The sequence below is a fragment of the Streptomyces aculeolatus genome, assembly GCF_020400605.1.
GTDB lineage: Bacteria > Actinomycetota > Actinomycetes > Streptomycetales > Streptomycetaceae > Streptomyces > Streptomyces aculeolatus.
Map to the genome: position 1 here is coordinate 58,348 of NZ_JAINRD010000030.1, position 24,854 is coordinate 83,201.

23 protein-coding genes, 1 pseudogene and 1 riboswitch are annotated in these 24,854 nt (G+C 74.9%); of the genes and pseudogenes, 8 read left to right on the plus strand and 16 right to left on the minus strand.

Features of this window, described 5'->3' with window-relative positions; all coding sequences use genetic code 11:
• The first annotated feature begins 13 nt into the window (after positions 1 to 13).
• Together LG396_RS34525 and LG396_RS34530 are read left to right on the plus strand one after the other, a co-directional pair.
• Positions 14 to 754 carry an SDR family NAD(P)-dependent oxidoreductase gene (locus LG396_RS34525; RefSeq protein WP_225797757.1) on the plus strand — a complete coding sequence of 247 codons (741 nt, stop codon included), beginning with the start codon at positions 14 to 16 and terminating at the stop codon, positions 752 to 754.
• A 76-nt stretch (positions 755 to 830) separates the two neighbouring features.
• On the plus strand, positions 831 to 1,148 hold the full coding sequence (locus LG396_RS34530; RefSeq protein WP_037744639.1) for a DMT family transporter: 318 nt from the start codon (positions 831 to 833) through the stop codon (positions 1,146 to 1,148).
• Positions 1,149 to 1,315: 167 nt separating this feature from the next.
• Here the strand turns inward: LG396_RS34530 and LG396_RS34535 are convergent, their stop codons facing one another.
• Positions 1,316 to 2,698, minus strand: coding sequence for a C39 family peptidase (locus tag LG396_RS34535; RefSeq protein WP_225797758.1), 1,383 nt, complete (start codon positions 2,696 to 2,698; stop codon positions 1,316 to 1,318).
• Between the two features lie 176 nt (positions 2,699 to 2,874).
• Between LG396_RS34535 and LG396_RS34540 the strand changes: the two genes are divergently transcribed.
• The gene (locus LG396_RS34540) at positions 2,875 to 3,483 is read left to right on the plus strand and encodes a uridine kinase family protein (protein ID WP_225797759.1); all 609 of its coding nucleotides are present in this window, start codon (positions 2,875 to 2,877) and stop codon (positions 3,481 to 3,483) included.
• Positions 3,484 to 3,907: 424 nt separating this feature from the next.
• Entirely contained in the window at positions 3,908 to 5,773 is a 1,866-nt protein-coding gene (locus tag LG396_RS34545) for an AAA family ATPase (RefSeq protein ID WP_225797760.1), read from the plus strand.
• Between the two features lie 16 nt (positions 5,774 to 5,789).
• On the opposite strand, the gene LG396_RS34550 is transcribed toward LG396_RS34545, so the two are convergent.
• The 10 genes from LG396_RS34550 to ribD form a co-directional block, all read right to left on the minus strand.
• Positions 5,790 to 6,902 carry a CNNM domain-containing protein gene (locus LG396_RS34550; protein WP_225797761.1) on the minus strand — a complete coding sequence of 371 codons (1,113 nt, stop codon included), beginning with the start codon at positions 6,900 to 6,902 and terminating at the stop codon, positions 5,790 to 5,792.
• Positions 6,899 to 8,293 (minus strand): hemolysin family protein, encoded by a 1,395-nt coding sequence (locus LG396_RS34555; protein WP_225797762.1) that lies wholly within the window; start codon positions 8,291 to 8,293, stop codon positions 6,899 to 6,901. The genes LG396_RS34550 and LG396_RS34555 overlap by 4 nt, the downstream gene beginning before the upstream one ends.
• 169 nt (positions 8,294 to 8,462) lie before the next feature.
• Positions 8,463 to 8,903 carry a PH domain-containing protein gene (locus LG396_RS34560; RefSeq protein WP_100302057.1) on the minus strand — a complete coding sequence of 147 codons (441 nt, stop codon included), beginning with the start codon at positions 8,901 to 8,903 and terminating at the stop codon, positions 8,463 to 8,465.
• Complete coding sequence (gene hisG, locus LG396_RS34565) at positions 8,900 to 9,748, minus strand: ATP phosphoribosyltransferase (RefSeq protein ID WP_018835467.1); 849 nt, start codon at positions 9,746 to 9,748, stop codon at positions 8,900 to 8,902. Before hisG ends, LG396_RS34560 begins: the two co-directional genes overlap by 4 nt.
• Positions 9,749 to 9,803: 55 nt before the next feature.
• Positions 9,804 to 10,076 (minus strand): phosphoribosyl-ATP diphosphatase, encoded by a 273-nt coding sequence (locus LG396_RS34570; protein ID WP_018835466.1) that lies wholly within the window; start codon positions 10,074 to 10,076, stop codon positions 9,804 to 9,806.
• A 34-nt stretch (positions 10,077 to 10,110) separates the two neighbouring features.
• Positions 10,111 to 10,596, minus strand: coding sequence for a 6,7-dimethyl-8-ribityllumazine synthase (ribH, locus tag LG396_RS34575; RefSeq protein WP_018835465.1), 486 nt, complete (start codon positions 10,594 to 10,596; stop codon positions 10,111 to 10,113).
• Between the two features lie 70 nt (positions 10,597 to 10,666).
• Positions 10,667 to 12,064 carry a GTP cyclohydrolase II gene (gene ribA / locus LG396_RS34580; RefSeq protein WP_225797763.1) on the minus strand — a complete coding sequence of 466 codons (1,398 nt, stop codon included), beginning with the start codon at positions 12,062 to 12,064 and terminating at the stop codon, positions 10,667 to 10,669.
• Complete coding sequence (locus LG396_RS34585) at positions 12,061 to 12,723, minus strand: nicotinamide mononucleotide transporter family protein (RefSeq protein WP_100302055.1); 663 nt, start codon at positions 12,721 to 12,723, stop codon at positions 12,061 to 12,063. The genes ribA and LG396_RS34585 overlap by 4 nt, the downstream gene beginning before the upstream one ends.
• Positions 12,720 to 13,337, minus strand: coding sequence for a riboflavin synthase (locus tag LG396_RS34590; protein WP_037744617.1), 618 nt, complete (start codon positions 13,335 to 13,337; stop codon positions 12,720 to 12,722). Before LG396_RS34590 ends, LG396_RS34585 begins: the two co-directional genes overlap by 4 nt.
• A gap of 2 nt (positions 13,338 to 13,339) precedes the next feature.
• The gene (ribD, locus tag LG396_RS34595) at positions 13,340 to 14,482 is read right to left on the minus strand and encodes a bifunctional diaminohydroxyphosphoribosylaminopyrimidine deaminase/5-amino-6-(5-phosphoribosylamino)uracil reductase RibD (RefSeq protein WP_263979963.1); all 1,143 of its coding nucleotides are present in this window, start codon (positions 14,480 to 14,482) and stop codon (positions 13,340 to 13,342) included.
• Positions 14,483 to 14,657: 175 nt separating this feature from the next.
• Positions 14,658 to 14,788: riboswitch (FMN riboswitch) on the minus strand.
• 192 nt (positions 14,789 to 14,980) lie between these two features.
• Here ribD and LG396_RS34600 point away from each other — a divergent pair.
• Entirely contained in the window at positions 14,981 to 15,685 is a 705-nt protein-coding gene (locus LG396_RS34600; RefSeq protein WP_225797765.1) for a DUF5995 family protein, read from the plus strand.
• 10 nt (positions 15,686 to 15,695) lie between these two features.
• On the opposite strand, the gene LG396_RS34605 is transcribed toward LG396_RS34600, so the two are convergent.
• From LG396_RS34605 to LG396_RS34620, 4 genes and pseudogenes are all read right to left on the minus strand, one after another.
• Complete coding sequence (locus LG396_RS34605) at positions 15,696 to 17,399, minus strand: flavin monoamine oxidase family protein (RefSeq protein ID WP_037744612.1); 1,704 nt, start codon at positions 17,397 to 17,399, stop codon at positions 15,696 to 15,698.
• 122 nt (positions 17,400 to 17,521) lie between these two features.
• Complete coding sequence (locus tag LG396_RS34610; RefSeq protein ID WP_130454953.1) at positions 17,522 to 18,310, minus strand: carbon-nitrogen hydrolase family protein; 789 nt, start codon at positions 18,308 to 18,310, stop codon at positions 17,522 to 17,524.
• A gap of 155 nt (positions 18,311 to 18,465) precedes the next feature.
• Positions 18,466 to 18,921 (minus strand): Lrp/AsnC family transcriptional regulator, encoded by a 456-nt coding sequence (locus tag LG396_RS34615; RefSeq protein WP_018835457.1) that lies wholly within the window; start codon positions 18,919 to 18,921, stop codon positions 18,466 to 18,468.
• A 15-nt stretch (positions 18,922 to 18,936) separates the two neighbouring features.
• Positions 18,937 to 20,355: pseudogene (locus LG396_RS34620) on the minus strand (GuaB1 family IMP dehydrogenase-related protein); the annotation flags it as partial.
• 157 nt (positions 20,356 to 20,512) lie between these two features.
• Here LG396_RS34620 and LG396_RS34625 point away from each other — a divergent pair.
• Together LG396_RS34625 and LG396_RS34630 are read left to right on the plus strand one after the other, a co-directional pair.
• Positions 20,513 to 20,890 carry a DUF6479 family protein gene (locus LG396_RS34625; protein ID WP_018835455.1) on the plus strand — a complete coding sequence of 126 codons (378 nt, stop codon included), beginning with the start codon at positions 20,513 to 20,515 and terminating at the stop codon, positions 20,888 to 20,890.
• A gap of 361 nt (positions 20,891 to 21,251) precedes the next feature.
• Positions 21,252 to 21,647, plus strand: a complete 396-nt coding sequence (locus tag LG396_RS34630; protein WP_037744601.1) for a four-helix bundle copper-binding protein — start codon at positions 21,252 to 21,254, stop codon at positions 21,645 to 21,647.
• A gap of 22 nt (positions 21,648 to 21,669) precedes the next feature.
• Here LG396_RS34630 and LG396_RS34635 read toward each other — a convergent pair whose 3' ends face one another.
• Entirely contained in the window at positions 21,670 to 22,374 is a 705-nt protein-coding gene (locus LG396_RS34635) for an LmeA family phospholipid-binding protein (protein WP_037744598.1), read from the minus strand.
• 191 nt (positions 22,375 to 22,565) lie between these two features.
• On the opposite strand from LG396_RS34635, the gene LG396_RS34640 reads away from it, so the two are divergent.
• Positions 22,566 to 24,791, plus strand: a complete 2,226-nt coding sequence (locus LG396_RS34640; protein WP_145901608.1) for an NADP-dependent isocitrate dehydrogenase — start codon at positions 22,566 to 22,568, stop codon at positions 24,789 to 24,791.
• Positions 24,792 to 24,854 lie beyond the last annotated feature (63 nt).

The following is a 24,854-nucleotide window of genomic DNA, read 5'->3' on the forward strand; positions in this document are numbered from 1 at the left end:
GAAGGGAACGAACATGACGCAGCTTGCGGGCCGGACGGCCCTGGTCACGGGCGGCAGCCGGGGCATCGGTGCCGCGATCGCGCGGCGGCTGGCCGAGGAGGGCGCCGACGTGGCGCTGACGTACCACCGCTCGGCGGAACGGGCCGCGGAGGTCGTACGCGACGTGGAGAGGTCCGGGCGGCGGGGCCTGGCCATCCAGGCCGACGCCGCCGACCCCGACGCCGTCGTCGCCGCCGTGGACCGCACCGCAGCCGAGCTGGGCCGGCTGGACATCCTGGTGAACAACGCCGGCATCGCGCCCTACGGGCCGGTGACCGAGGTCAGCCGGCAGGACGTGGACACGGTGCTCGCCATCCACGTGCGCGCGGTCTTCCTCGCCTCCCAGGCCGCGATCCGGCACCTGGGGCCCGGCGGCCGGATCATCAGCATCGGCAGCAGCTTCGTCGAGCGGGTGCCGATACCGGGCTGGACGCTCTACGCCGCCAGCAAGTCCGCGCTGACGGGCTTCACCCGCGGCCTGGCCCGCGACCTGGGCCCGCAGGGCATCTCCGTCACCGTCGTCCACCCCGGCGACACCGACACCGACATGAACCCCGCCGACTCCCCCGACGCCGACGCCGCCCGCGCCATCAGCGCGCTGGGCCGCTACGGGCGCCCCGAGGACGTCGCCGCCACCGTGGCGCACCTCGCCGGCCCCGGCGGCGCGCAGATCACCGGTGCGGCGATCGCCGTGGACGGCGGCTTCGCCGCCTAGGCCCGTCCGGGGCGGGGCCGCCCGCGGTTCCGCGCGCCACCCACCTACCACCGCAACGACAGAACCCGGAGGCACCGTGCCCTGGATATTCCTGCTCATCGCCGCCGGCCTCGAACTCGTCTGGGCCACGGCCCTGAAGCACTCCGACGGCCTCACCCGCCTCTGGCCCTCGTCGCTCGGGCTGGTGATGGCCATGGTGAGCGTCATCGTGCTGACGATGGCCCTGCGCAGCCTGCCCGTCGGCACGGCCTACGCCGTCTGGGTCGGGCTCGGCTCGCTGGGGGTGGCCGCGGTGGGCATCCTCGCGATGGGCGAGAGCGCGTCGCCGGCCCGGCTGGCGTGCCTGGGGCTGATCCTCGCGGGCGTCATCGGGCTGAAGTTCGTCGAGGGCTGAGCGCGGAACCCCGCGGGCGCACCGCGAGTCGTCGCGGTGCGGGTGACGACGCGCCGGCGGCGGTTCCGGCAGGAGACCTGCCGACTCCCCGTGCACCCCTGCACGTGCGCCGCGGACCCACCCCCTGTGCGGCGGGCGGATCCCCGGCGTATGTGGGCGCGGTGGTGTCAGCGGATGCCTACGGCGGCCAGTGCGGCCTTCTGGGCATCGGTGATCTCGCTGCCCCACAGCACGTAGCAGATGCCGCCGGTGCCGGAGCGGACCGCCCCGCTGGCGTCGTAGCGCTTCGTGCGCAGCCAGATATTCTCCCACTGGCGGCGCTTGTAGACGTGCCGCACCGCCGGGTTGTCGGGAGACGCCGGGTCGTTGGCGACGACGTCGCCGTCCTTGGTGAAGCCGACGACGGTCATCAGGTGGCCCGCGGTGCCGTAGCCCGCGCCGTCCAGCTCCTCCTCGATGAAGGACTGGGAAGTTATCAGCGGGATGCCGGCGGCGACGAGCAGCTCGGCGTCGGCCAGCGAGCCGAGGCGGGTGACGACGCCGTTCATGTCGCGGTACGAGCTCGCGTACGCCGTGTTGAACGGCCAGTTGCCGCAGCCCTCGTACTGGTAGTCGAAGGTGAAGCGGGCGGCGTGGCAGACCTGCGGGTCGTCGAAGTCGGGGTTGACCCACTCCAGGTCCGCGGCAGTGGGCTTGCGGCCCCAGTACTCGATGATCATCTGCGACGAGGTGGGGCTGCACCAGGCCTCGCCGCCGTTGTCGTACTCCGGGTAGCGGCCGGCGTGGATGTTCTGCGAGTAGCGCGGGACGACAAGCTCGCGGGAGAGCCGCGGCGTGCTCGCTGGCACCTCGAAGCGGTCCGGTACGTCGGAGCCCATCGCGCCGACCCGCCAGACCCGCGGCGTCGCGTCGGTGCCGGGCTTGCGGTAGAGGGTCACCCGCAGCTGGTAGTCGACCAGCCGCAGCCCGCTCGCGGCGTCGTCGATCGCGAACGTGTCCGTCCAGATGCTGCTCTTGCCGTCCGACTGGTCGTCGACCGTGGTGCGGCGGATGTCCGCGTCGCCCGCGGCCCAGCGGCCCATCACGTACCAGGGCGTGCGGCCGCCGTCGCTGTACGTGCCGCGCAGCTCGACCATCAGCCAGGTGCCGGCGGGGGTGGCGGCGTTCCAGGAGGCGACCACCTCAGTGGCGGGCGGGGCCAGCCGGTGGACCGGGGAGGTCCAGGTGGCGTACTCCCAGGAGGCGGTGGTCCCGGTGTGCGGGTCGGCGTAGTCGGTGCGGCCCGCGGGCCGGCCGATCTCGATGCCGGGGCGGCGGCCGGGGACGACCCTCGTCCCGCGGGCGCTGCCGCGGCGCCATGCCGGCGCGGAGGCCCAGCCGTGGTAGTCGGCGAGGGAGTTGCCGAGCGGCGGCCGGCCGGCCGTACCGGCCGGGGTGCCCGGCGCGACAGGAGCGGCGAGCGCGGAGGCGGACGCGGCCGGGGCGGCACCGGCCGCAGCGGCTGCCAGGGCGGCAGCCAGCACGGTACGCCGTGACGCACTTCGGGGCATGGCGGACTCTCCAGACGATTGCGGCGCATGCTGGGGGGCAGGCCACAACTATTCACCCTCGTTCTGCCGTTAGGAAGTCAATCCGTGCTATGAGATGGGTGAACATTGGTTCATACCACTGGTGTGACCTGGGGTGGAGAAGGGCCTCGCGGGACGGCCGCCGTAGCCTTGCGGCGATGAGCGCCACCCACGCCCCGGCCTCCGACCCCGTACTGGCCGCGCTGGCCCGCGAACTGCGCGGTCTCGCGCCGTCCTGCGGGCCCGTGCGGCTGGTGGCCGTCGACGGGCACGCCGGGTCCGGCAAGACGACGTTCGCCGGCCGGCTCGCCGCGGCGCTGGGCGGTGCGCCCGTACTCCGGCTGGACGACCTGGCGACGCACCGGGAGTTCTTCGGCTGGACCGGGCGGCTGCGGCGCCAGGTGCTCGACCCGCTGGCCGCCGGCCGTCCGGCGGTCCACGACGCGTACGACTGGGACGCCCGGGCCTTCACCGCGCGGCGCACGCTGCCGCCGGCGCCCGTGGTGCTCGTGGAGGGCGTCGGCGCGGGCCGCCGGGAGCTGCGCCCGCACCTCGCCCGGCTGCTGTGGATGGAGGTGCCGGCCGCGGTCGCGTGGGCGCGCGGCCGGCGGCGCGACGGGCCGGGGCTCGCGGGGTTCTGGGACGCGTGGGAGGCGGCGGAGCGGGCGCACTTCTCGGCCGACCCGTCCCGCCCGTACGCCGGCCTTCTGGTGGTGCGCCACCACGACGCGTACGGGCTGGTCCCGGGGCCTGCGCACGCCCTGTGACCACGCGGGGCGCACACCGCGCGGGGCCGGTCCCGGCACCGGCCGGAATAGGCCCCTCCACGCCCCAACTCCGCTTGACCCAGGGGCAGTACAGGACTTACGTTCTCAGTGAGCGGGCCCCACCGGCACCGCCTCACGCGCGAAGCCCCCGATTGTTCCCCCGTGATCGGGGGCTTCGTTCTGTCCAAAGAGGGAACAATGGGATGACTTACGGACCGGGCGCCCCTCACCCACGGTCACCGCGTCGGGCGGTCGGAACCCCCGCGCGCGCGTCCGATACGTGCCGTCGGCCCGCATCGCCGCCGCGGGTACCATGCGAGCAGGCCGTCTTCACCGCAACTCCCCTGTTCTGCAGGGGAGTTCGCGAGGGACGGCCGACCAGCGACCCGAGGATATCCGCGGGGGAACGGTTGGTGGCTACGTGATGGACAACGGCGCGCGCGGGCCCGAGGCCCCCGCGGAGCTCGCCTGGCTGCGGGGCGTCGACGCCTACACCATGGGCGCGTACACCAGGGCCGAGGAGGAGTTCAGGTCCGCCGTGCGGCTGGACCCGCAGATGGCCGACGCCTGGCTGGGACTGCACGCGCTGCGGGCGGACACCGCCACGGCGCTGCTGGAGATGTACCGGCACCGCGACCGCTTCGGCGAGCAGCGCGCCCGGCACCGCCGCCCCCTCAACTCCTGGTACTGGCTGGGCTGGTGGGTGCAGCCCGTGCTCGACTCCGGCCGCGACCTGCTGCTCGCGCACGCCTCGCACTGGCTGGACGGCCGGCACGTCGCCGAGCTGGAGCAGGCGCTCGCCGCCTGCCCCCCGCCCGAGGCCGACCCGCAGGTGCGCTTCCTGCACGCCTGCCGCGCGTATCTGGTCAAGGACTGGGAGCAGCTCGTCCGGCTGACCGTGCCGCTGACGGACGACCCGCTGCTGGGCATCGAGGCGGGGCTGTTCGCCGGCATGGCGCGGGTGCGGCTGGAGATGTACGGGCAGGCCGTGCCGATGCTCTCCGCCGCCTTGATGCGCTGCCGCAGCGAGCAGCCGCAGCGCAAGGAGCTGCGCTACTGGCTGGCCCGCGCGCAGGAGGGCTCCGGCCGCAGCGCCGCCGCGCTGCCGCTGTACCGGGCGGTGCACCGGATCGACCCCTCCTTCATGGACACCGCGGCCCGGATCGCCGCCATCGACGGCCTCGACGACTTCGACGGCCTGGACCCGGTGCCCGGCCTGGCGTCGGTGTCCCTGGGCGGCGCCGAGCAGGAGACCGCGCCCGGCGACCCCGCTCCCCCGTCGCCCGACGGCCGGGAGCTGGTCCCGGCCGACGAGGTGCTGCGCCCGCCGCCGCCCGCCGGCGGCTCGGGCGCGCTGCGCGAGCGCGCCTCGCTGCACGCGGGCTCCGCGCCACCGCCGGCCGCCGCCGACCCCGCGATGCTCGCCGAGGCGCTGGCCGACCTCGACCGGATGGTCGGCCTCGACCCCGTCAAGCGGCAGGTGCGGGCGCTGTCCGCGCAGCTGAACATGGCGCGCCTGCGGGCCGGCGAGGGCCTGCCGGTGCAGCCGCCGAAGCGGCACTTCGTCTTCTCCGGCCCCTCCGGTACGGGCAAGACCACCGTGGCGCGCATCCTGGGCCGGGTCTTCTACGCGCTCGGGCTGCTCGCCAGCGACCGGCTGGTGGAGGCCGGACGGGCCGATCTGGTCGGCGAGTTCCTCGGCCAGACCGCGGTCAAGGCCAACGACCTCATCGACTCCGCGCTCGGCGGCGTGCTCTTCATCGACGAGGCGTACAGCCTGGCGGGCGTCGGCTACTCGCGCGGCGACGCCTACGGGGACGAGGCCCTCCAGGTGCTCCTCAAGCGCGCCGAGGACAACCGGGACCGGCTCGTCGTCATCCTCGCCGGCTACCCCAAGGGCATGGACCGCCTGCTCTCCAGCAACCCGGGCCTGACGTCCCGCTTCACGACGCGCGTCGACTTCCCCAGCTACCGCCCGCTGGAGCTGACCGCCATCGGCGAGGTGCTGGCCGCGCAGAACGGCGACAAGTGGGACGAGGAGTCGGTCGAGGAGCTGCGCAGCATCTGCGGGCACGTCGTCGACCAGGGCTGGATCGACGAGCTGGGCAACGGCCGCTTCCTGCGCACCCTGTACGAGAAGAGCTGCGCCTACCGCGACCTGCGGCTGTCGGCCTACCCCGGGCCGCCGGGCCGCGAGGACCTGGCGACGCTGCGGCTGCCGGATCTGATGCAGGCGTACGGCGAGATACTCTCCGGCCGCGAGCCGAAGCAGGAGCCGGACGCCGGCTGACCCGCCCGCGCACCGGTCAGCCGACCGAGGTCCGCACGGACTCCGCGGCGGCCCCGCCCGCCGTGCGCTGGCGCACCGCCAGCCGGTGGGCCGGGTCCCGCACTTCGCCGACCAGCAGCTCCAGCACGTCCTCCAGCGCCACCAGGCCCAGGACCCGCCCCGGCGCGGCCGGGTCCGCGACCGCCGCCAGATGCGAGGCTCCGTGCCGCATCGCGGCCAGCGCGTCGTCCAGCGGCAGTTCGGGGCGCAGCACGGCCATCGGCCGGAACAGGTGGGCGGGCACGGCCCGTTCACGCTCGTCCAGGTCGAGGACGTCCTTCACGTGCAGATAGCCGAGATACGTGGGGCCGGCGCCGGTGCCGCCGGCGCCGCGCACCGGGAAGCGCGAATAGCCGGTGCGTACCGTCAGCTCCTCGACCTGCCGCGGGGTGGCCGAGGCGTCGACGGCGACCATCGACGCGGGGTCGAGCAGCACCTCGGTCACCGGCCGCGAACCCAGGCCCAGCGCGTCGTTGAGGCGGCGCTGCTCGCCGTCGCCGAGCAGCCCCGCCTCCCGGGAGTCGGCGACCAGGTCGGTCAGCTGCTCGGTGGTGTAGACGGCGGTGAGCGCGGAGCGCGGCTCCACCCGCACCAGCCGCAGGAGCTGCCGGGCCAGGGCGCCGAGCAGCGCGGTCGCGGGGCGGCTCAGCCGGGCGAAGGCGACGAGCGCGGGCGCGAGCCACAGCGCCGCCGCGGCGGGGGCGGCCAGCGCCAGGTTCTTGGGCACCATCTCGCCGACGACGAGGTGGAGGCAGACGACGACGGCCAGCGAGACGGCGTAGCCCAGCGGGTGGATGAGTCCGTGGGGCACATGGGCGGCGTGGAAGGCGGGCTCCAGCAGCGAGGCGACGGCGGGTTCGGCGAGGGCGCCGAGGGTCAGCGAGCAGACCGTGATGCCGAACTGCGCGGCCGCCATCATCTGCGGCAGGTGCTCCAGCCCGTGGAGCACCCGGCGGGCGCGCGCGGAGCCCGCGGCGGCGAGCGGCTCGATCTGGCTGCGCCGTACGGAGACGAGCGCGAACTCGGCGCCGACGAAGAACCCGTTGGCCAGCACCAGCAGTGCGGCGAAGGCCAGTTGGAGCGCGCTCACGCGGCCCTCGCCTCCGCCCCGCCGGTACCTGCGCCGCCGGTGCCCGCGGCGGCGGGCGCGGGGGCCGCGGGCGGCGCGGCGTCCGCGGTACGCACCAGCCGTACCAGCGCGGCCCGGTGGTGGTCGACGTGCCGGACGGCCAGCCGCCACCCCGGCAGCGCCGCCGTGTCCCCGGCCGCCGGGATCCGGCCCAGCAGCGCGGCGACGAGCCCCGCCACCGTCTCGTACGGGCCGTCCGGCGCCGCCAGCCCGATGCGGCGCAGCGCGTCCAGGCGGCAGCCGCCGTCGGCGTCCCACGCCGGGCGGCCGTCGGCGGCGGGCGCGGACCGCAGGTCGGGGACGCCGTCGACCTCCCGGTCGTGCTCGTCGCGGACCTCGCCGACCAGCTCCTCGACGATGTCCTCCAGCGTCACGACGCCCGCGGTGCCGCCGTACTCGTCGACGACCACGGCTATCGGCTGCCCGCCGCGGAGCTTCTCCAGCAGCGGCTGCGCCGGCAGCGTTCCCGGGACGAGCAGCGGCGGGACCGCGATCCGCGCGACGGGCGTGCGCGCGCGGGCCCCGGCGGGGACGGCGAGGGCGTCCTTGAGGTGGACCATGCCGGTGACCTCGTCCAGCCGGCCGGCGTAGACGGGGAAGCGGGACAGGCCGGTGGCGCGGGTGAGGTTGAGGACGTCCGCGGCGGTGGCGGAGGACTGCAGCGCGACCACCCGTACCCGCGGGGTCATCACGTGCTGCGCGGTCAGTTCGCCGAGGGAGAGCGTGCGGACGAACAGGTCGGCGGCGTCCGGCTCGATCATCCCGGCCTGCGCCGAGCTGCGCGCCAGCGACCCCAGCTCGGTCGGAGTCCGGGCCGACGCCAGTTCCTCGGCCGGCTCCACGCCCAGCAGCCGCACCAGCCGGTTGGCGGCGGTGTTGAGCAGCGCGATGAGCGGGCGGAAGAAGCGCGAGAACGCGGTCTGCGGCCCGGCGACGAACCGGGCGACGGCCAGCGGCCGGGACACCGCCCAGTTCTTCGGCACCAGCTCGCCCAGGACCATCTGCGCCGCGGAGGCGAGCAGCACCCCGGCGGCCAGCGCCGTGCCGGGCACCGCGCCGGCGGGCAGCCCCGCGGCGATCAGCGGGCCGCGCAGCAGCCGGCCGAGCGCGGGCTCGGCGAGCATGCCGACGACCAGCGAGGTCAGCGTGATGCCGAGCTGGGTGCCGGAGAGCTGGAACGACAGCTGCCGCAGCGCCGCCACGACGCGGGCGGCGCGCCGGTCGCCGGCCGCGGCGGCGCGCTCCGCCTGCGGGCGCTCCACGGCGACGAGCCCGAACTCGGCCGCCACGAAGAAGCCGTTGGCGAGGATCAGCAGGAACGCAAGGCCCAGCAGGGCCAGTGAGGTGGTCATCGCGCCGCCATCGCACGGGAGGCGGCGCGGGTACTGCAGGAGGATCCGTCCATCGCCCTGGGGGGCTCACTCCTCGGGTCGCCGGGTGGCCCGGCGCGCACGGCTCCGGGCAGGCCCCTCGGGGGCCTTGGGCACCAGAGTAAACACGACCCCGGCGCGCGGGGCAGCCTCAGGCGCCGGACGCGCCCGTGCCGCGCTCGGCCGCCATCCCCGCGAGTGCCCGCGCGTCCTGCTCGGCCTGCTGCCGCGCGATGCCCGGCTGGATGCCCATCGCCGGCAGGCTCGTGCCGTCGGCGAGGTCGAGGGAGACCCAGGGGTCGCCGGGACCCAGGTTGACGCGGAGGATCTCGGCCCAGGCCAGATGGCGGCGGTGGGTGAGGTTGGTGACCGTGACGCCGTCGTCGGCGGCGACCACCTTGGGCCGGCCGAGCAGCAGCAGCCCGCCGAGGAAGAGCAGCCCGGTGACCACGAAGCTCACCCGTTCGCCCAGGTTCAGGCTCAGCGTCATGCCGATCGCCGTGAGCGTGGCGAAGATGACGGCGCCGGCGGTGGCGAGCACCACCCGGGTGCGCTGCGGCCGGAAGGTGACCGGCAGGTCGGCGGCGCTCACAGGCGGCAGGCGTGGATCGTGGTGGTGAGGATGGCGCGGGCCCCCAGTTCGTACAGCTCGTCCATGATCCGCTGGGCGTCGGCGGTGGGCACCATCGAGCGGACGGCGACCCACCCCTCGTGGTGCAGCGGCGAGACGGTCGGCGACTCCAGGCCGGGGGTCAGCGCGACGGCCTGTTCCAGGTGCTCGGCGCGGATGTCGTAGTCCATCATCACGTACCGGCGGGCGACGAGGACGCCCTGCATCCGGCGCAGGAACTGCCGCACCTTCGGCTCCTCCCGCGGGGAGCCGGTGCCGCGGATGACGATGGCCTCGGAGGTGAGGATCGGCTCGCCGATGATCTCCAGGCCGGCCTGCCGCAGCGTGGTGCCGGTCTCGACGACGTCGGCGATGATCTCGGCGACGCCGAGCTTGATCGCGGTCTCCACGGCGCCGTCGAGGTGCACGACCTCGGCGTCGACGCCGTTGTCCGCCAGGTGCTTGGCGACCAGCCCGGAGAAGGACGTGGCCACGGTCTTGCCGCCGAAGTCGGCGACGCCCGCGGCGGTGCCGGGGCGGGTGGCGAAGCGGAACGTGGAGGCGCCGAAGCCGAGCTGCATGATCTCCTCGGCGCCGGCGCCGGAGTCGAGCAGCAGGTCGCGGCCGGTGATGCCGATGTCCAGGCGCCCCGAGCCGACGTAGACGGCGATGTCGCGCGGGCGCAGGAAGAAGAACTCGACGTCGTTGCCGGCGTCGGTGAGCACCAGTTCGTGGCGGTCCGTGCGCTGCCGGTAGCCGGCCTCATGGAGCATCGCCGACGCAGGCTCGGCGAGGGAACCCTTGTTGGGGACGGCGATGCGCAGCATGGTCGTGGCTCTTCCTGTTCTGCCGGTCGGCTGAGGGGCGGGGGGTGTACGGGCGTCAGAGATGGGCGTAGACGTCGTCCAGGGAGATGCCCCGGGCGACCATCATCACCTGCAGGTGGTAGAGGAGTTGGGAGATCTCCTCCGCGGTGCGCTCCTCGCCCTCGTGCTCGGCGGCCATCCAGACCTCCGCGGCCTCCTCGACGACCTTCTTGCCGATGGCGTGCACGCCCTGCTCGACGAGCTGGGCGGTACGGGAGGTGGCGGGGTCGCCGGAGGCGGCCTTCTGGTGGAGCTCGGTGAAGAGCTCCTCGAATGTCTTGCTGGCCATGGTGGGCCCAAGTCTACGGGGTCCGCGGGGGCGCTCAGCGCCAGGGCTCGGCCACGGTGCGCAGCGCCGCGGCGGTGGCCACGGCGGCGGTGACCGCCTCGTGGCCCTTGTCCTCCACGGAGTCCGCGAGACCGGCGCGGGCGAGCGCCTGCTCCTCGGTGTCGCAGGTGAGGACGCCGAAGCCGACGGGCACCCCGGTCTCCACGCCGACCCGGGTCAGGCCCTGGGTGACGCCCTGGCACACGTAGTCGAAGTGCGGGGTGCCGCCGCGGATGACGACGCCGAGGGCGACGACGGCGTCGTAGCCGCGGTCGGCCATCGCCTTGGCGACCACCGGCAGCTCGAAGCTGCCGGGCACGCGCAGCAGCGTGGGCTCGGCGATGCCCAGCTCGCCGAGGGCGCGCAGGGCGCCGCCGACGAGCCCGTCCATCACCTGCTCGTGCCATTGCGCGGCGACGACGGCCACCCGCAGGTCCGCGCAGTTCTTGACGGTCAGTTCCGGTGCGCCCTTGCCGCTCACGCTCTCTGCTCTCCTCGTCTGCTGTGCTGTACGGATACGCGGGGTCGTTCGGGAATGGTGCCGCTACGGGTCACTGGTTGCTGCACACCGCGACGGGCGCGCCGTCCAGCCACGGCAGCTCGTGGCCCATGCGGTCGCGCTTGGTGCGCAGGTAGCGCAGGTTGTGCTCGCCGGCCTCGACGGGGGTGGGCTCGCGGCCGGTGACGGCCAGGCCGTGGCGGAGCAGGGCCTCGACCTTCTCGGGGTTGTTGGTCATCAGGCGCACCGCCGAGACGCCGAGGTCGGCGAGCATCCGGGCGCCGGCGGCGTAGTCGCGGGCGTCGGCGGGCAGGCCCAGCTCCAGGTTGGCGTCGAGGGTGTCGCGGCCGCGCTCCTGCAGCTCGTAGGCGCGCAGCTTGGACAGCAGGCCGATGCCGCGGCCCTCGTGCCCGCGCAGGTAGATCACGACGCCGCGGCCCTCGGCGGCCACGCGGCGCAGCGAGGCGTGCAGCTGAGGGCCGCAGTCGCAGCGCTGGGAGCCGAAGACGTCGCCGGTCAGGCACTCGGAGTGCAGGCGTACGAGCACCCCCTCGCCGGGGTCGTCCACGGCGACGTCGCCCATGACCAGGGCGATGTGCTCGACGCCGTCGGCGGCGGAGCGGTAGCCGTACGCGGTGAAGTCGCCGTACGCGGTGGGCAGCCGGGTCTCGGCCTCGCGGTGCACCTCGGGTCCGGCGGACGGGCCGGCGGGGGCGGCGGGTGCCGCGGGCGCCCCGGGGGCGGCCCGGCCCGCGGGCGGCTCGGGGGCGCGCGGCGCGGCCGGGACCGTCTCGGTGCGGCGGCGGTGGGCGATGAGGTCGGCGATGGAGATGATCGCGAAGCCGTGGCTGCGGGCGAACGGCACGAGCTGCGGCAGCCGCAGCATCTCGCCGTCCTCGCCGGCGATCTCCACGATCGCCGCGGCCGGCCGCAGCCCGGCGAGCCGGGCCAGGTCCACGCCGGCCTCGGTGTGCCCGTCGCGGACGAGCACGCCGCCCTCCCGGGCGCGCAGCGGGAAGATGTGGCCGGGGCTGACGAAGTCGCCGGCGACGGCGTCCGGGTCGGCCAGCAGCCGGACCGTGGTCGCCCGGTCGGAGGCGGAGATGCCGGTGGTGACGCCGTGGGCCGGGGCGGCGTCCACGGTGACGGTGAAGGCGGTGCGCATGGACTCGGTGTTGCGCTGGACCATCTGCGGGATGCCGAGCCGGTCCAGCGCCCGGCCCTCCATCGGCATGCAGATCATGCCGCTGCACTCGCGCATCATGAACGCCACGGTGGCGGGCGTGATCAGCTCGGCGGCCACGACGAGGTCGCCCTCGTTCTCGCGGTCCTCGTCGTCCACGACGACGACGGGCCGGCCGGCGGCGATCTCCTCTATCGCGCGCTCGACGGTGTCGAGGCGGAGGTCCTCCACGTCCCCGGCGGCCTGCCAGGTCGTAAGGGCGGTCATGCGGCGGCTCCTTCCAGTGCCTCCGGCCGCCCGGCGGCGGGCGGGGCGGTGCGGCTCGCGGTCCACCAGGCGCGCAGGCCGAGGAGGACGACGACGCCGTAGACGACGTACACGAGGGCGGAGAACTTCAGGTCGCCGGAGTACGCGAGGGGGACGCCGACGGCGTCGACGGCCAGCCAGGCGAACCAGAACTCGACCCAGCCGCGGGCCATGGCGACCATGGCGGCGACGGAGCCGGTGAAGAGGTAGGCGTCCGGCCAGGGGTTCCAGGACAGCGACGGGACGGCGAGGAAGAGCAGGGCGACGGCGGTGGTGCCGGCGGCGGTGGCGGCGACGAGCCAGGCGCGCTCGGTCCAGGTCGCGAAGCGCACCCGTATCGCCCCGCTCTCGCGGCGGCCGCGCGACCACTGCGTCCAGCCCCACACCGAGACGCCGACGACCAGCAGCTGCTTGCCGACGCCGCCGGTGAGGCCGGCGGAGGCGTACGCGACGACGAGCACCGCGCCGGAGAGCAGCTGGGCCGGCCAGACCGCCACGGAGCGCCGCCAGCCCAGCGCGAGGGCGGCCAGGCCCAGCACGTTGCCGGTCATGTCGGCCCACTTGATGTCCTCGCCGAACACCGAGAAGGCCACGCCGTTCAGCGAGTCGAGGGTGCTCATTCCCGCGCTCCCCCGGCGCGCGCGGCGTGCGGGGCGAGCAGCCGCTCGACGTACTTGGCGACGACGTCGACCTCCAGGTTGACCTTGTCGCCGGGCTCCTTGAAGCCGAGGGTGGTCAGCGCGAGGGTGGTGGGGATGAGGCTGATCGTGAAGAAGTCCGCGCCGGCGGTCACGACGGTGAGGCTGACGCCGTCGACCGTGATGGAGCCCTTCTCCACGACGTAGCGGCCGAGGTCCTCGGGCAGGGAGACGGTGACGACCTCCCAGTTGTCGGACGGCTTGCGCGCCAGGATCTCGCCCGTGCCGTCGACGTGTCCCTGCACCAGGTGCCCGCCCAGGCGCCCGCCCACGGCGGTGGGGCGCTCCAGGTTGACCCGGTCCCCGGGGCCGAGGCCGCCGAGGCTGGAGCGGTCCAGGGTCTCGGCCATCACGTCGGCGGTGAACTCCTGGCCCTCGTGGTCGACGACGGTCAGGCACACGCCGTTGACGGCGATGGAGTCGCCGTGCCGGGCGCCCTCGGTGACGGCGGGGCCGCGCAGCCGGAAGCGGGCGGCGTCGGGCAGTTCTTCGACGGCGACGACCTCGCCGAGTTCCTCAACGATTCCGGTGAACAACGTCAGCTCTCCTTGATGGCGGGCGGCTCGGGCGCGGGACCCGGTACGGCGGTCAGCCGCAGGTCGGGGCCGAGGTGGTCGACGGCGGTCACATCGAGGCGCAACGCCTCGCCGATCGTCCCGATTCCGGCGTCGGCGAGGGCGGCGGGCCCGGCGCCCAGCAGGACGGGGGCGAGGTAGCAGACGACCCGGTCGACGAGGCCGGCGGCGAGGAACGCCCCGGCCAGGGTCGGGCCGCCCTCCAGCAGTACGGAGCGCACGTCCCGCCCGTACAGCGCGGCGAGCAGCGCGGCGACGTCGAGGCCGCGGCCGCCGGCGGCGCGCGGCAGGCGCACCACGTCGGCGCGGTGGCCGCTGCGGGCCGCGGCGGCGTCGAGGACGGCGGTGAGCCGGTCGACGGCGGCGTCCGCGGCGTCGTCGGCCACGGCGACGAGGGTGGGGGCGGCGCCGTCGAGGATCCGGGCGCCGGGGGTGAGCACGCCGGCCTCGGTGTCGGTGACGACGCGCAGCGGCTGGGTGGCGCCGGCCTCGGCGCGGGCTCCGCGGACGGCGAGTTGGGGGTCGTCGGCGCGCAGGGTGCCGGAGCCGACGACGACGGCGTCGGCCTCGGCGCGCAGCCGGTGGACGTCGGCGCGGGCGGCCGGCGAGGTGATCCAGCGGCTGGTGCCGTCGGCGGCGGCGCTGCGGCCGTCGAGTGTGGCGGCGTACTTCCACAGCACGTAGGGGCGGCCGCGGAGCACGGAGGTCAGCCACGGCTCGTTCCCGGCGGCGGCCTCGTCGGCGAGCAGGCCGCCCTCGGCCTCTATCCCGGCGGCCGCGAGCGCGGCGGCACCGCCGCCGGCCGCGGGGGTGGGGTCGGCGACGGCGTAGACGACGCGGGCGACGCCGGCGGCGGCCAGGGCGCGGACGCAGGGGGCGGTGCGGCCGGTGTGGCTGCAGGGTTCGAGGGTGACGACGGCGGTGCCGCCGCGGGCCCGCTCCCCCGCGTCGGCCAGTGCGGCGACCTCGGCGTGCGGGCCGCCGGCACGGGCGTGGTGGCCCTCGCCGACCGGGTGCCCGGCGGCGTCGAGGATCACGCAGCCGACGACGGGGTTGGGGCTGGTGTCGCCGAGCGCGCGGGAGGCGAGCGCGATGGCGCGGCGCATGGCCTGCGCTTCGGCTGGGGTGGCCACCCGGGTCCTCCTGCCTCTTCGGGCACGGACTCCGGGGCCTGTCTGGACGACAGTCACGGAACGCGGTCACCGGGGCGCCGGCCGGGGGACGGTTGGGACCGCCCGGGAAGGGGCGGGCCGCCGCCGGCGGCGCACCTGTGGCATTCCGCCGCGCACTGCCTCCCATCCGGACTTTCACCGTCGGTCCAGGAATTTCACCTGGTCAACCGGCCGCTGGCAGCGGCCGGGTCGCGGACTGTAACCGCCGGTTCGGATTTTCACCGACCCCGGAGTGCGCGTACGTCACTGGTACGACTCCAGTCTGCCACGCTCCGGCGCGGGTCAATCCGCCGGATCCTGTGGGCTGGATCACCTCCCCGCCGCCCCGGGGCGTCCCGGAGAAGTGGCGGGCACCACCCGTACGAGGGGTGCGCGGGGCCTCGCCCGGGCGGGTGATGGCCGCGCGGCCGCCCGGCTGCCAGGGTGGCGGCCATGACGTCTGTGCAGGACACGGCGGCCTCCGGCGCCCTGGACGCCGCCGCACAACGGATGCGCGCGCTCGCGTGCGGGCCGCCCGGGCGGGACGGGGTGGCGGTCTTCGCCTCGGTGTACCTGGCGGTGACCGACGAGGTCCGGCTGCACCTGGCGGCCGGCGGCTTCGCCGACCGGACCGCGGCCGCCGGGCTCGCCGCGGACTTCGCCGGCCGGTTCCTGGCCGCCGCCGACGACGCCGCGGCGGGCCGCCGGCCGCCCGCGTGCTGGCGCCCGCTGTTCCAGGCGCGCCGCCACCGCGGCGTCCACGCACTGCAGTTCGCGCTCGCCGGCATCAACGCCCACATCGGCTACGACCTCCCGCTCGCCGTCGTCGCCACCTGCCGCGCGCTGGGGCGCGACCCCGAGGACGTCGAGGGCGACTACGAGCGCGTGGGCGGGCTGCTCGTACGGCTGGAGGAGCGGATCCGCGAGCAGCTCATGCCGGGGCCCGACCTGCTGGACGTGGCGGATCCGCTCACGCACCTGGCCGGGGCGTGGAGCCTGGAGCGGGCCCGGGACGCGGCGTGGGCGGCGGCCCGGGTGCTGTGGCGGCTGCGCGGACTGCCCGAGGTGGGCGAGGAGTTCACCGAGCGGCTGGACCAGTCGGTGGGACTGGTCTCGCGCTGCCTGCTGGTGCCGCTGCGCGGCCGGTGCGGCGACTGAGCCGGGCGCGTCAGTCCTCCGGCAGCTCCACCGGGGCGATGGCGTCGAAGACGTCGCCGGGCCCGGGGTTGGCCGGGTCGGTGGCGCCGCCGAAGTGCCGCATCACGCCCCACACGGCGTTCAGCGCCGTCTGCACCGCGCCCTCGGCCCAGCCCGCGGTCCAGGAGATGTCGTCGCCGGCCAGGAACAGCCCGCGCTTGCCCGCGGGCAGCGCCTCCTGCATGAAGTGGGTGAACAGCCGCCGCTGGTAGCGGTAGTGGCCGGGCAGGTTGGCCTTGAACGCGCCCATGAAGTACGGCTCGTCCTCCCAGGAGACCGTCACCGGCGGGCCGATGACGTGCTTCCGGATGTCGACGCCCGGGTAGATCTCGCCGAGCGACTTGAGCATGACCTCCATCCGCTCCTCGGCCGGCAGCGGCAGCCACTTCAGGCTGTCGTCGCACCAGGTGTACGACAGGCAGATCGCCGCCGGCCGGTCCGGGCCGTCGTCGAGGAGGTAGGTGCCGCGGGTCATGCGGTCGGTGAGCGTCATGGACATCGCGTCGCGGCCGGTCCGCTCGTCCCGGTCGAGCCAGAACGGCCGGTCCACGGGCACGAAGAGCTTGGACGAGGCCATGTAGTGGGTGCGTTCGACGGCGGTCCAGTGGTCGATGGGCAGCAGTTCGTCGGCGCAGTCGATCTTCGAGAGCAGCATCCACGACTGCGCGGTGAAGACCGCGGCGCGGTAGGTGCGCACGTCGCCGGAGGCGTCGGTGACGGTGATCCGCTCGCCGTCGGCGCGCGCGAGGCGGGTGACGGCCGGGCGGGGGGCGCCGCCGTCGTGCAGCGCGGCCAGCGACGTGCCGTGCGCCCAGTGCAGGATCTTGCCGGGGGCGCGGTCCCAGAGCCGCAGCGGGAGCTGCCGGCTGCCGCCGACGATGCCGTGGTGGTCGTCGTCGGCCTCGGTGTAGACGACGCGCAGGATCTCCAGGATGGAGTTGGGGAAGTCGGTGTCCCAGCCGCCGGTGCCGAAGCCGACCTGGCCGAAGATCTCCCGGTGCCGGAAGGAGCGGAAGGCCGCCGAGTCGCAGAGGAAGCCGTAGAAGGTCTGGTTGTCGAGCCGCTCGACCAGCCCGGCCCACAGCTCGCGGATGCGCGGCACGTCGCGCTCACGGATGGCGCGGTTCATGGCGCCGAAGTCGGCGCCCTCCTCCAGGCAGTCGGCCCAGGCGGCGGCGACGTCGCGGTAGACCTGCGGCAGGTCGTCGATGGTGCGGGCGTAGTGCGACTCGCCCTTGAGGTCGACGACGGTGGAGGGGGTGCCGGGCGCCAGCGGGTTGGGGAACGGGCGGGTGGCGAGGCCGGTGAGGTCGATGTAGTGCCGCAGCGCCGTGGACGACGGCGGGAAGCGCATCGCGCCCATCTCTGCGGTGAGCGCGGGGTCGCAGCCGGGGAACGTCTCGGTACGCAGCCGGCCGCCGATCCGGTCCGCCTCGTAGACCACGGGCTTCAGGCCCATCTTCATCAGCTCGTACGCGGTGACGAGGCCGGAGAGCCCGCCGCCGACGACGGCGACCTCGGTGCCGTGCTCGGTCGCCGGTATCTGGCCGAGCCCGGCGGCGTGGGCGAGGTAGTCGTCGTACGCGAAGGGGAAGTCGGGGCCGAACATCGTGATCGGCCGCCGGTCGGTCTCCTCCCCCGCGGGGTGGACGGCGGTGGGCACGGTGGACGTCATCGGGCGGGGCTCCTCGGGCGTGCGGGCAGGGCGGCTCGGGGCCACCGCGTGGGCGTGCGGGTGTACGGGTGTGGAGGCGTGCGGGGCCGCGGGAGGGCCGGCGGGGGCGCGGGCGGGGGGCGTCAGGCGTACAACTCGGGCCTCAGGTCCGCCAGATAGGTGTTGTCCCGGCGGGCGGCGGCGATCCGGGCCGGGTCGACGTCGACGAGGACGAGGTCCTCGCCGTCGTGCCCGGCACGGGCGCGGACCGTGCCGTCGGGCGCGGCCAGGCCGCTCAGCCCGGCGAAGTGGTACTCGCCCTCGGCGCCGACGCGGTTGACGTAGGCGACGTAGAGCTGGCTCTCGTAGGCCCGCGCGGGGACGAGCGTGCGGGCCACGAACTCGTACGGGCGCATCAGCGCGGTGGGCACCAGCAGCAGTTCGGTGCCGGCCAGGGCGTGCGCCCGCACCGGCTCGGGGAACTCCACGTCGTAGCAGACCAGGATGCCGACGCGGACGCCGTCGACGTCGGCCTGGACCACGGGGGTGTCGCCGGGGGTGAAGAACTTCCGCTCGAAGTCGCCGAAGAGGTGCGTCTTGCGGTAGTTGGCCAGCGGATAGCCGTACGGGGCGATGAGCTGGACGGAGTTGTACACGTCGTCCCCGTCCCGCTCCGGGTACCCGTAGGCGATGGACAGGCCGTGGTCGGCGGCGATGCCGGCGACGGCGTGGGCGCCGGGGCCGTCGGCGGCCTCCGCGCGGCCCGCGGGGTCGGTGGCGTACCCGCTGAGGAACAGCTCGGAGGCGACCAGCAGCCGCGCGCCCCCGGCGGCGGCGCTCCGGGCGGCGGACTCCAGCGCGGCGAGGCCCTCCTGTCTGCTCGGGGGCACCCCGGCCGGCCCCTGGAGCAGGGCGATGCGCAGCGGCGCCATGTGCAACCTCGCAGGCGGGTGGTGGGGTCCGTTTCCCTCGACCGTACGTCCTGCGCGAGGCCCGGAACAAGGCCCGTCGATTGCGTCCGACCAGGCGATTCGTTGCGTCTTCCCGGGCCACGGCGGCGATCCGTTGCGCGGCCCGGGGGCGCGGCTCACAGGGGCGGGTCGGGGGCGTAGCGGCGCACGAGCGGGGAGAGGACGAGGACCGATCTGGTGCGCTCGACGAAGGGCTCGCCGGCGATCCGTTCCAGTACTTCCTCGAAGTGGCGCATGTCGGTGGCGAAGATCTGCACGATGGCGTCGGCGTCCCCGGTGACCGTGGAGGCGGCGGCCACCTCGGCGTAGCGGGACAGGGCGCCGCGGATGTCGCCGGGGCCGGTGTTGGAGCGGCAGTACAGCTCGACGTAGCCCTCGGTGGCCCAGCCGAGGGCGGCGGGGTCGACCCGCACGGTGAAGCCGGTGATGGCGCCCGCGGCGCGCAGCCTGTCCACGCGCCGCTTGACCGCGGGCGCGGACAGGCCGACCCCGGCGCCGATGTCGGCGTAGGTGCGGCGGGCGTCCTCGGCGAGGGCGCGCACGATCCGCTCGTCCAGCTCGTCGAGTCGCATGTCCGCAGTACACCACGGCGGGCCCTCGGCGTACCCGGCGGCGCTCTGCACACCGACCACGGCCCGCTCGTGGAACTCCTCCAGCGTGGCCGCACCGGCGTAGGTGCACGCGCTGCGCACGCCCGCGACGACGGCGTCGATGACGTCCTCGACGCCCGGCCGCGCGGGGTCCAGGAACATCCGCGAGGTGGAGATGCCCTCCTCGAAGAGGCCCTTACGGGCGCGGTCGTACGCGGACTCCTCCGAGGTGCGGCCGCGTACCGCGCGCGCCGAGGCCATGCCGAAGCTCTCCTTGTACAGCCGCCCGTCCGCGGTCTGCTGCAGGTCGCCCGGGGACTCGTAGGTGCCGGCGAACCAGGAGCCGATCATGACGTTGGAGGCGCCGGCGGCCAGCGCCATGGCGACGTCGCGGGGGTGGCGTACGCCGCCGTCGGCCCACACGTGCTTGCCGAGCCGGCGCGCCTCGGCGGCGCACTCCAGCACGGCGGAGAACTGCGGGCGGCCGACGCCGGTCATCATGCGGGTGGTGCACATCGCGCCGGGCCCGACGCCGACCTTGACGATGTCGGCGCCCGCCTCGACGAGGTCGCGTACGCCCTCGGCGGCGACGATGTTGCCCGCCACCACCGGCACCTCCGGGTCGAGGGCGCGCACGGCGCGCAGCGCGTGGATCATCTGCTCCTGGTGGCCGTGCGCGGTGTCCACGACGAGGGTGTCGATGCCGGCGTCGAGGAGCTGCTTGGCGCGGCCGGCGACGTCGCCGTTGATGCCCACCGCGGCGGCGACGCGCAGCCTGCCGCGGTCGTCGGTGGCGGGGGTGTAGAGCGTGGCCCGCAGGGCGCCCTTGCGGGTGAGCAGCCCCACCAGCCGCCCGTCGGGGCCGACGGCGGGGGCGAGCCTGCGGTGGGCGGCGTCCAGCCGGTTGAACGCCTCGCGCGGGTCGATGTCCGCGTCGAGCGTCAGCAGCTCGCGGGACATGACCTCGGAGAGCTGGGTGAAGCGGTCCACTCCGTTCAGGTCCGCCTCGGTGACGATGCCCACGGGGCGGCCGTCCTCGACGACGACGGCGGCGCCGTGTGCCCGCTTGGGCAGCAGCACCAGCGCGTCGGCGACGGTGGAGTGGGGGCCGAGGACGATGGGGGTGTCGAGCACCAGGTCGCGCTCCTTGACCCAGGAGACGACCTCGGTGACGACGTCGATGGGGATGTCCTGCGGGATGACGACGAGCCCGCCCCGGCGGGCGACGGTCTCGGCCATCCGGCGGCCGGCGATGGCCGTCATGTTGGCGACGACGAGCGGGACGGTGGTGCCGGTGCCGTCGGCGGAGGACAGGTCCACGGCCTGGCGGGAGCCGACGCCGGAGCGGCGGGGGACCATGAACACGTCGTCGTACGTCAGGTCGTACGGGGCGGGGGAATCATTCAGGAAACGCACGTACTTCAGTGTCCCATGCGGCGGCGGTATCGCCCCCGGGGCGGATCCTCCGTTCCGCCGGCGGCGGCGATGGTGCGATCGTACGAACCCGCGGCGGACGGCAGCCGGAGGTGCAACCGGATGTGCAGGCGGGCGGTCCGGGGGTACCCCGGGCTGCATGCGTACCGACCCGCACACCACACGTGCCGCCGGCCGCGCCGCGGACGCCGCGGTCACCGCCGGCCTGCTCCCCTTCCTCCTCGGCCTCGTCGTGGTCGCCGTGCTGATCGGCGCGGTGTGGCTCGGCATCCGGGTACGGTCCCGGGAGCCCGCCCCGCCGCGGCCGGAGGACCAGCCGCGGCCGCCGGCGTCCGGCCCGGTGCGGCGGGTCACCGAGGAGCGCGAACCCGCGGAGGTGCCCCGGGACGGCGGCCGGCTGACCCCGCACCGGCTCCGGGGCCACGGCAACTCCGGCACGCGGCCCGCGGGCGCCCGCCGCCACCGCGCCGCCCGCGGGCGGCGGCAATCGGGCGGATCTTCCGGCGCGGGGGCGTGAAGCGGGCCGCGGCCGGGCAGCCGCCCCCTTGACCGCAACGGAAACACGCGCACGACCCGTCACGGGAGGACGACATGTCGACGCAGCCGACCCGGTCGCCGGCAGCGGACGCCGGGACCCGCCCGGTCCCGGCGGCGGACCGGGAGCCCGACCCCGTACCGCCGATGCCGCCGCCGACGCCCCCCGCACCGCCCGGGCCCGGCCCGGGCCCCGATCCGCGCCCGGGGCCCGGGCCCGGTCCCGGGCCCGTACCGGAGCCGCCCACGCCCGATCCGATCCCGCGGCCTCCCGGCCCCGACCCGGTGCCCGAGCCGAGTCCGCAGCCGGGCCCCGTGGGCTGACCCGAAGGCGGCGGTTGACGGTGAAGGAGGCGATCGAGGTGGCCGTGTCGGCCGACGAGCTCGACCGTGAGTCCCTCGTCCGCTACATCGAGGACGGCTTCGTGTGCGCCCAGGCGTGCGCGGAGTGCGCGACCGCGTGCCTGCAGCCCGCCGGGGCGGCGGAGCCCGGCGCGGTGCAGCGGCTGGACCTGCGGTGCGCGGACGTCTGCGAGCAGACGTCCCGGATGCTCTCGCAGCACGGCCGGTACGACGCGCCGGGGCTGCGGGCCCAGGTGGAGCTGTGCGCCGCGACGTGCGCGGACTGCGCCGAGGACTACGAGCGGCTGGCCGCCGACGTGCCGGGGGCGGCGGAGCGGGCGCAGGCGTGCCGCCGCTGCGAGCAGGCGTGCCGGGACTTCCTGGTGAACCTCGCCTGACCCGGCGGGCGCCGCCCGCGGGTCAGCCCGCGACGCGGATCCCCTCGCCCTCGACGTCGACCACGATGCCGTCGGCGGTCGCCGTGACCAGGTCGAGCCGCACCCCGTCCGGCAGCCCGCCGACCTTCCGGTCGATGTCGACGGCGCCGCGCACCGCCTCCTCGGTCCCGGGCACGCCGGTGCCGGGGACCTCCTCCGCGTGCAGCCGGATGGTGTCGCCGCCCTCGGAGGCGACCGTGGAGAGCACCTCGGCCGGCTCCGGTGCGCCGAGCGCCTCGGCGCTCGCGGTGACCTGCACCTTGCCGTCGCCGCCGTAGGCGAAGGTGACGCCCTGCTGCCCGGCCACGGCCGTCAGCGCCTCGTACGCGATGACGGCGGAGCCCTCGGCGCTCTCCGCGGTCGCGCCGCCGTAGTCGCCGTCCAGCTCGACGCCGCTCAGCTCCACCTTGAACTCGGAGATCATCAGCCGCTCCCCGGTGCCGGCGGCGGCCGGGTCGGCGCGGATGCCGGTCATCCTGACGTCGACGTCGTCGAGGTGCTTGTCGTAGATCTGGGTGAGGAACGGGAAGCCGTGGATGGACACCTCGGTACTGCCCTCCAGGCCCTGCCGGGCCTGGATCCTGTCCGCGGCCTTCCCCTCCGCTATGAACACGGCCACCCGGTCGGCGGCGACGAAGAGCACGCCGAGCACGAGGCACACCACGAACACGATCTTCAGTCCGCGCATGAGAACAGGTCCCCCCCGGGAGCGTAGGTTCCGGAGCCTATCCGGTCGCCCGCGCGCCTTTTGCGCCCCCGGCCGGGTGTGACGCATCTCTACCCGCGCCGCGGCCGAGGGCCCTGTCCGGCGCGCGGGCCGCACGGGATATCTTGATATCAAGCAATCCGGCAGAGCAGCGACGCGGACTGGAGCACCCGGTGACTGAATCAGCATCGACGATCATCTACACCCACACCGACGAGGCCCCGGCCCTGGCCACATACTCGTTCCTGCCGGTGGTCCAGGCGTACGCCGCGACCGCCGGGGTCGAGGTGGAGACCCGCGACATCTCCCTGTCCGGACGGATCCTCGCCCACTTCCCCGAGCGGCTGCCAGCCGACCGCCGGGTCGCCGACGCGCTCGCCGAGCTGGGCGAGCTGGCGCAGACCCCGCGGGCGAACATCATCAAGCTGCCGAACATCTCGGCGTCCATCCCGCAGCTCAAGGCCGCCATCGCCGAGCTGCGCGCACACGGCTACGACCTGCCGGACTACCCGGACGAGCCCAAGACCGACGAGGAGCGCGACATCCGCGCCCGCTACGACAAGGTCAAGGGCAGCGCGGTCAACCCCGTGCTGCGCGAGGGCAACTCCGACCGCCGCGCCCCCGCCTCGGTGAAGAACTACGCCCGCACCCACCCGCACCGCATGGGCGCGTGGACCCCGGAGTCGAAGACGAACGTCGCGCACATGATCGCCGACGACTTCCGCTCCACCGAGAAGTCCGCGGTCGTCGAGCACGACGGCAGCCTGCGCATCGAGCTGGCCCGGGCGGACGGCACGACCGAGGTGCTCCGCGAGTCGGTGCCGGTGCTCGCCGGCGAGGTGGTCGACGCCGCCGTGATGCACGTCGAGGCGCTGCGCGCGTTCCTCGGCGAGCAGGTCGCCCGGGCGAAGAACGCCGACGTGCTGTTCTCGCTGCACCTGAAGGCCACGATGATGAAGGTCTCCGACCCGATCGTCTTCGGCCACGCGGTACGGGCCTTCTTCCCCCGGACCTTCGCGCAGTACGGCGCGACGCTGGCCGCCGCGGGCCTGACCCCGAACGACGGTCTCGGCGGCATCCTCGCCGGCCTCGACGCGCTGCCCGAGGGCGCCGAGATCAAGGCGTCGTTCGACGAGGAGCTGGCCGAGGGCCCGGAGCTGGCGATGGTCGACTCCGACCGCGGTATCACCAACCTGCACGTGCCCAGCGACGTCATCGTGGACGCCTCGATGCCCGCGATGATCCGTACCTCCGGCCACATGTGGGGCCCGGACGGCGCCGAGGCCGACACCCTCGCCGTCATCCCGGACAGCAGTTACGCGGGCATCTACCAGGTCGTCATCGACGACTGCCGCGCCCACGGCGCCTTCGACCCGGCGACGATGGGCTCGGTGCCCAACGTCGGCCTGATGGCGCAGAAGGCGGAGGAGTACGGCAGCCACGACAAGACCTTCGAGGTCGGCGCGGCCGGCACCGTGCGCGTCGTCGACGGGTCCGGCACCGCGCTGCTGGAGCAGCCCGTCGCCGAGGGCGACATCTTCCGGATGTGCCAGACCAAGGACGCGCCGATCCGCGACTGGGTGAAGCTCGCCGTCACCCGCGCCCGCGCCACCGGCGACCCGGCGGTCTTCTGGCTGGACGAGGACCGGGCGCACGACGCGCGCCTGATCGCCAAGGTGCGGGAGTACCTGGCGGAGCACGACACCGGGGGCCTGGACATCCGGATCCTCGCCCCGGCGGACGCGATGGCGCTGTCGCTGGAGCGGATCCGCCGCGGCGAGAACACCATCTCGGTCACCGGCAACGTGCTGCGCGACTACCTCACCGACCTCTTCCCCATCCTGGAGCTGGGCACCAGCGCCAAGATGCTCTCCGTCGTCCCGCTGATGAACGGCGGCGGCCTGTTCGAGACGGGCGCCGGCGGCTCCGCGCCCAAGCACGTGCAGCAGCTGGTCAAGGAGGACTACCTGCGCTGGGACAGCCTCGGCGAATTCCTGGCGCTGGCCGTCTCCTTCGAGCACCTCGCGCAGACGACGGACAACGCCCGCGCCCAGGTCCTGGCCGACACCCTCGACCGGGCGACGGCGACGTTCCTGGGCGAGAACAAGTCGCCCACCCGCCGCGTCGGCGGCATCGACAACCGGGGCAGCCACTTCTACCTCGCGCTGTACTGGGCGCAGGAGCTGGCGGCCCAGACGGCCGACGCGAAGCTCGCGGAGGCGTTCGCGCCGCTGGCGGCGACGCTCGCCGAGCGGGAGGGTCAGATCGTCGAGGAGCTGCTGGCGGTGCAGGGCAAGCCGGCCGACATCGGCGGCTACTACCAGCCGGACCCGGAGAAGGCCGCGGCGGTCATGCGCCCGTCGCGCACGCTCAACGAGGCGCTGTCGACGCTGGGCTGAGCGCTCGCGCCCCCGCGCCGGGGGCCCGCGCCCGTACCGACGCCACCGCCCCGGCCGGGACCC

Coding starts and splice junctions, on each gene's coding strand:
- LG396_RS34525 (WP_225797757.1), top strand. CDS start 14: ATGACGCAGCTTGCGGGCCGGACGGCCCTGGTCACGGGCGGCAGCCGG.
- LG396_RS34535 (WP_225797758.1), bottom strand. CDS start 2,698: ATGCCCCGAAGTGCGTCACGGCGTACCGTGCTGGCTGCCGCCCTGGCA.
- LG396_RS34540 (WP_225797759.1), top strand. CDS start 2,875: ATGAGCGCCACCCACGCCCCGGCCTCCGACCCCGTACTGGCCGCGCTG.
- LG396_RS34545 (WP_225797760.1), top strand. CDS start 3,908: ATGGACAACGGCGCGCGCGGGCCCGAGGCCCCCGCGGAGCTCGCCTGG.
- LG396_RS34555 (WP_225797762.1), bottom strand. CDS start 8,293: ATGACCACCTCACTGGCCCTGCTGGGCCTTGCGTTCCTGCTGATCCTC.
- hisG (WP_018835467.1), bottom strand. CDS start 9,748: ATGCTGCGCATCGCCGTCCCCAACAAGGGTTCCCTCGCCGAGCCTGCG.
- LG396_RS34570 (WP_018835466.1), bottom strand. CDS start 10,076: ATGGCCAGCAAGACATTCGAGGAGCTCTTCACCGAGCTCCACCAGAAG.
- ribA (WP_225797763.1), bottom strand. CDS start 12,064: ATGACCGCCCTTACGACCTGGCAGGCCGCCGGGGACGTGGAGGACCTC.
- LG396_RS34585 (WP_100302055.1), bottom strand. CDS start 12,723: ATGAGCACCCTCGACTCGCTGAACGGCGTGGCCTTCTCGGTGTTCGGC.
- ribD (WP_263979963.1), bottom strand. CDS start 14,482: ATGCGCCGCGCCATCGCGCTCGCCTCCCGCGCGCTCGGCGACACCAGC.
- LG396_RS34600 (WP_225797765.1), top strand. CDS start 14,981: ATGACGTCTGTGCAGGACACGGCGGCCTCCGGCGCCCTGGACGCCGCC.
- LG396_RS34605 (WP_037744612.1), bottom strand. CDS start 17,399: ATGACGTCCACCGTGCCCACCGCCGTCCACCCCGCGGGGGAGGAGACC.
- LG396_RS34610 (WP_130454953.1), bottom strand. CDS start 18,310: ATGGCGCCGCTGCGCATCGCCCTGCTCCAGGGGCCGGCCGGGGTGCCC.
- LG396_RS34615 (WP_018835457.1), bottom strand. CDS start 18,921: ATGCGACTCGACGAGCTGGACGAGCGGATCGTGCGCGCCCTCGCCGAG.
- LG396_RS34625 (WP_018835455.1), top strand. CDS start 20,513: ATGCGTACCGACCCGCACACCACACGTGCCGCCGGCCGCGCCGCGGAC.
- LG396_RS34635 (WP_037744598.1), bottom strand. CDS start 22,374: ATGCGCGGACTGAAGATCGTGTTCGTGGTGTGCCTCGTGCTCGGCGTG.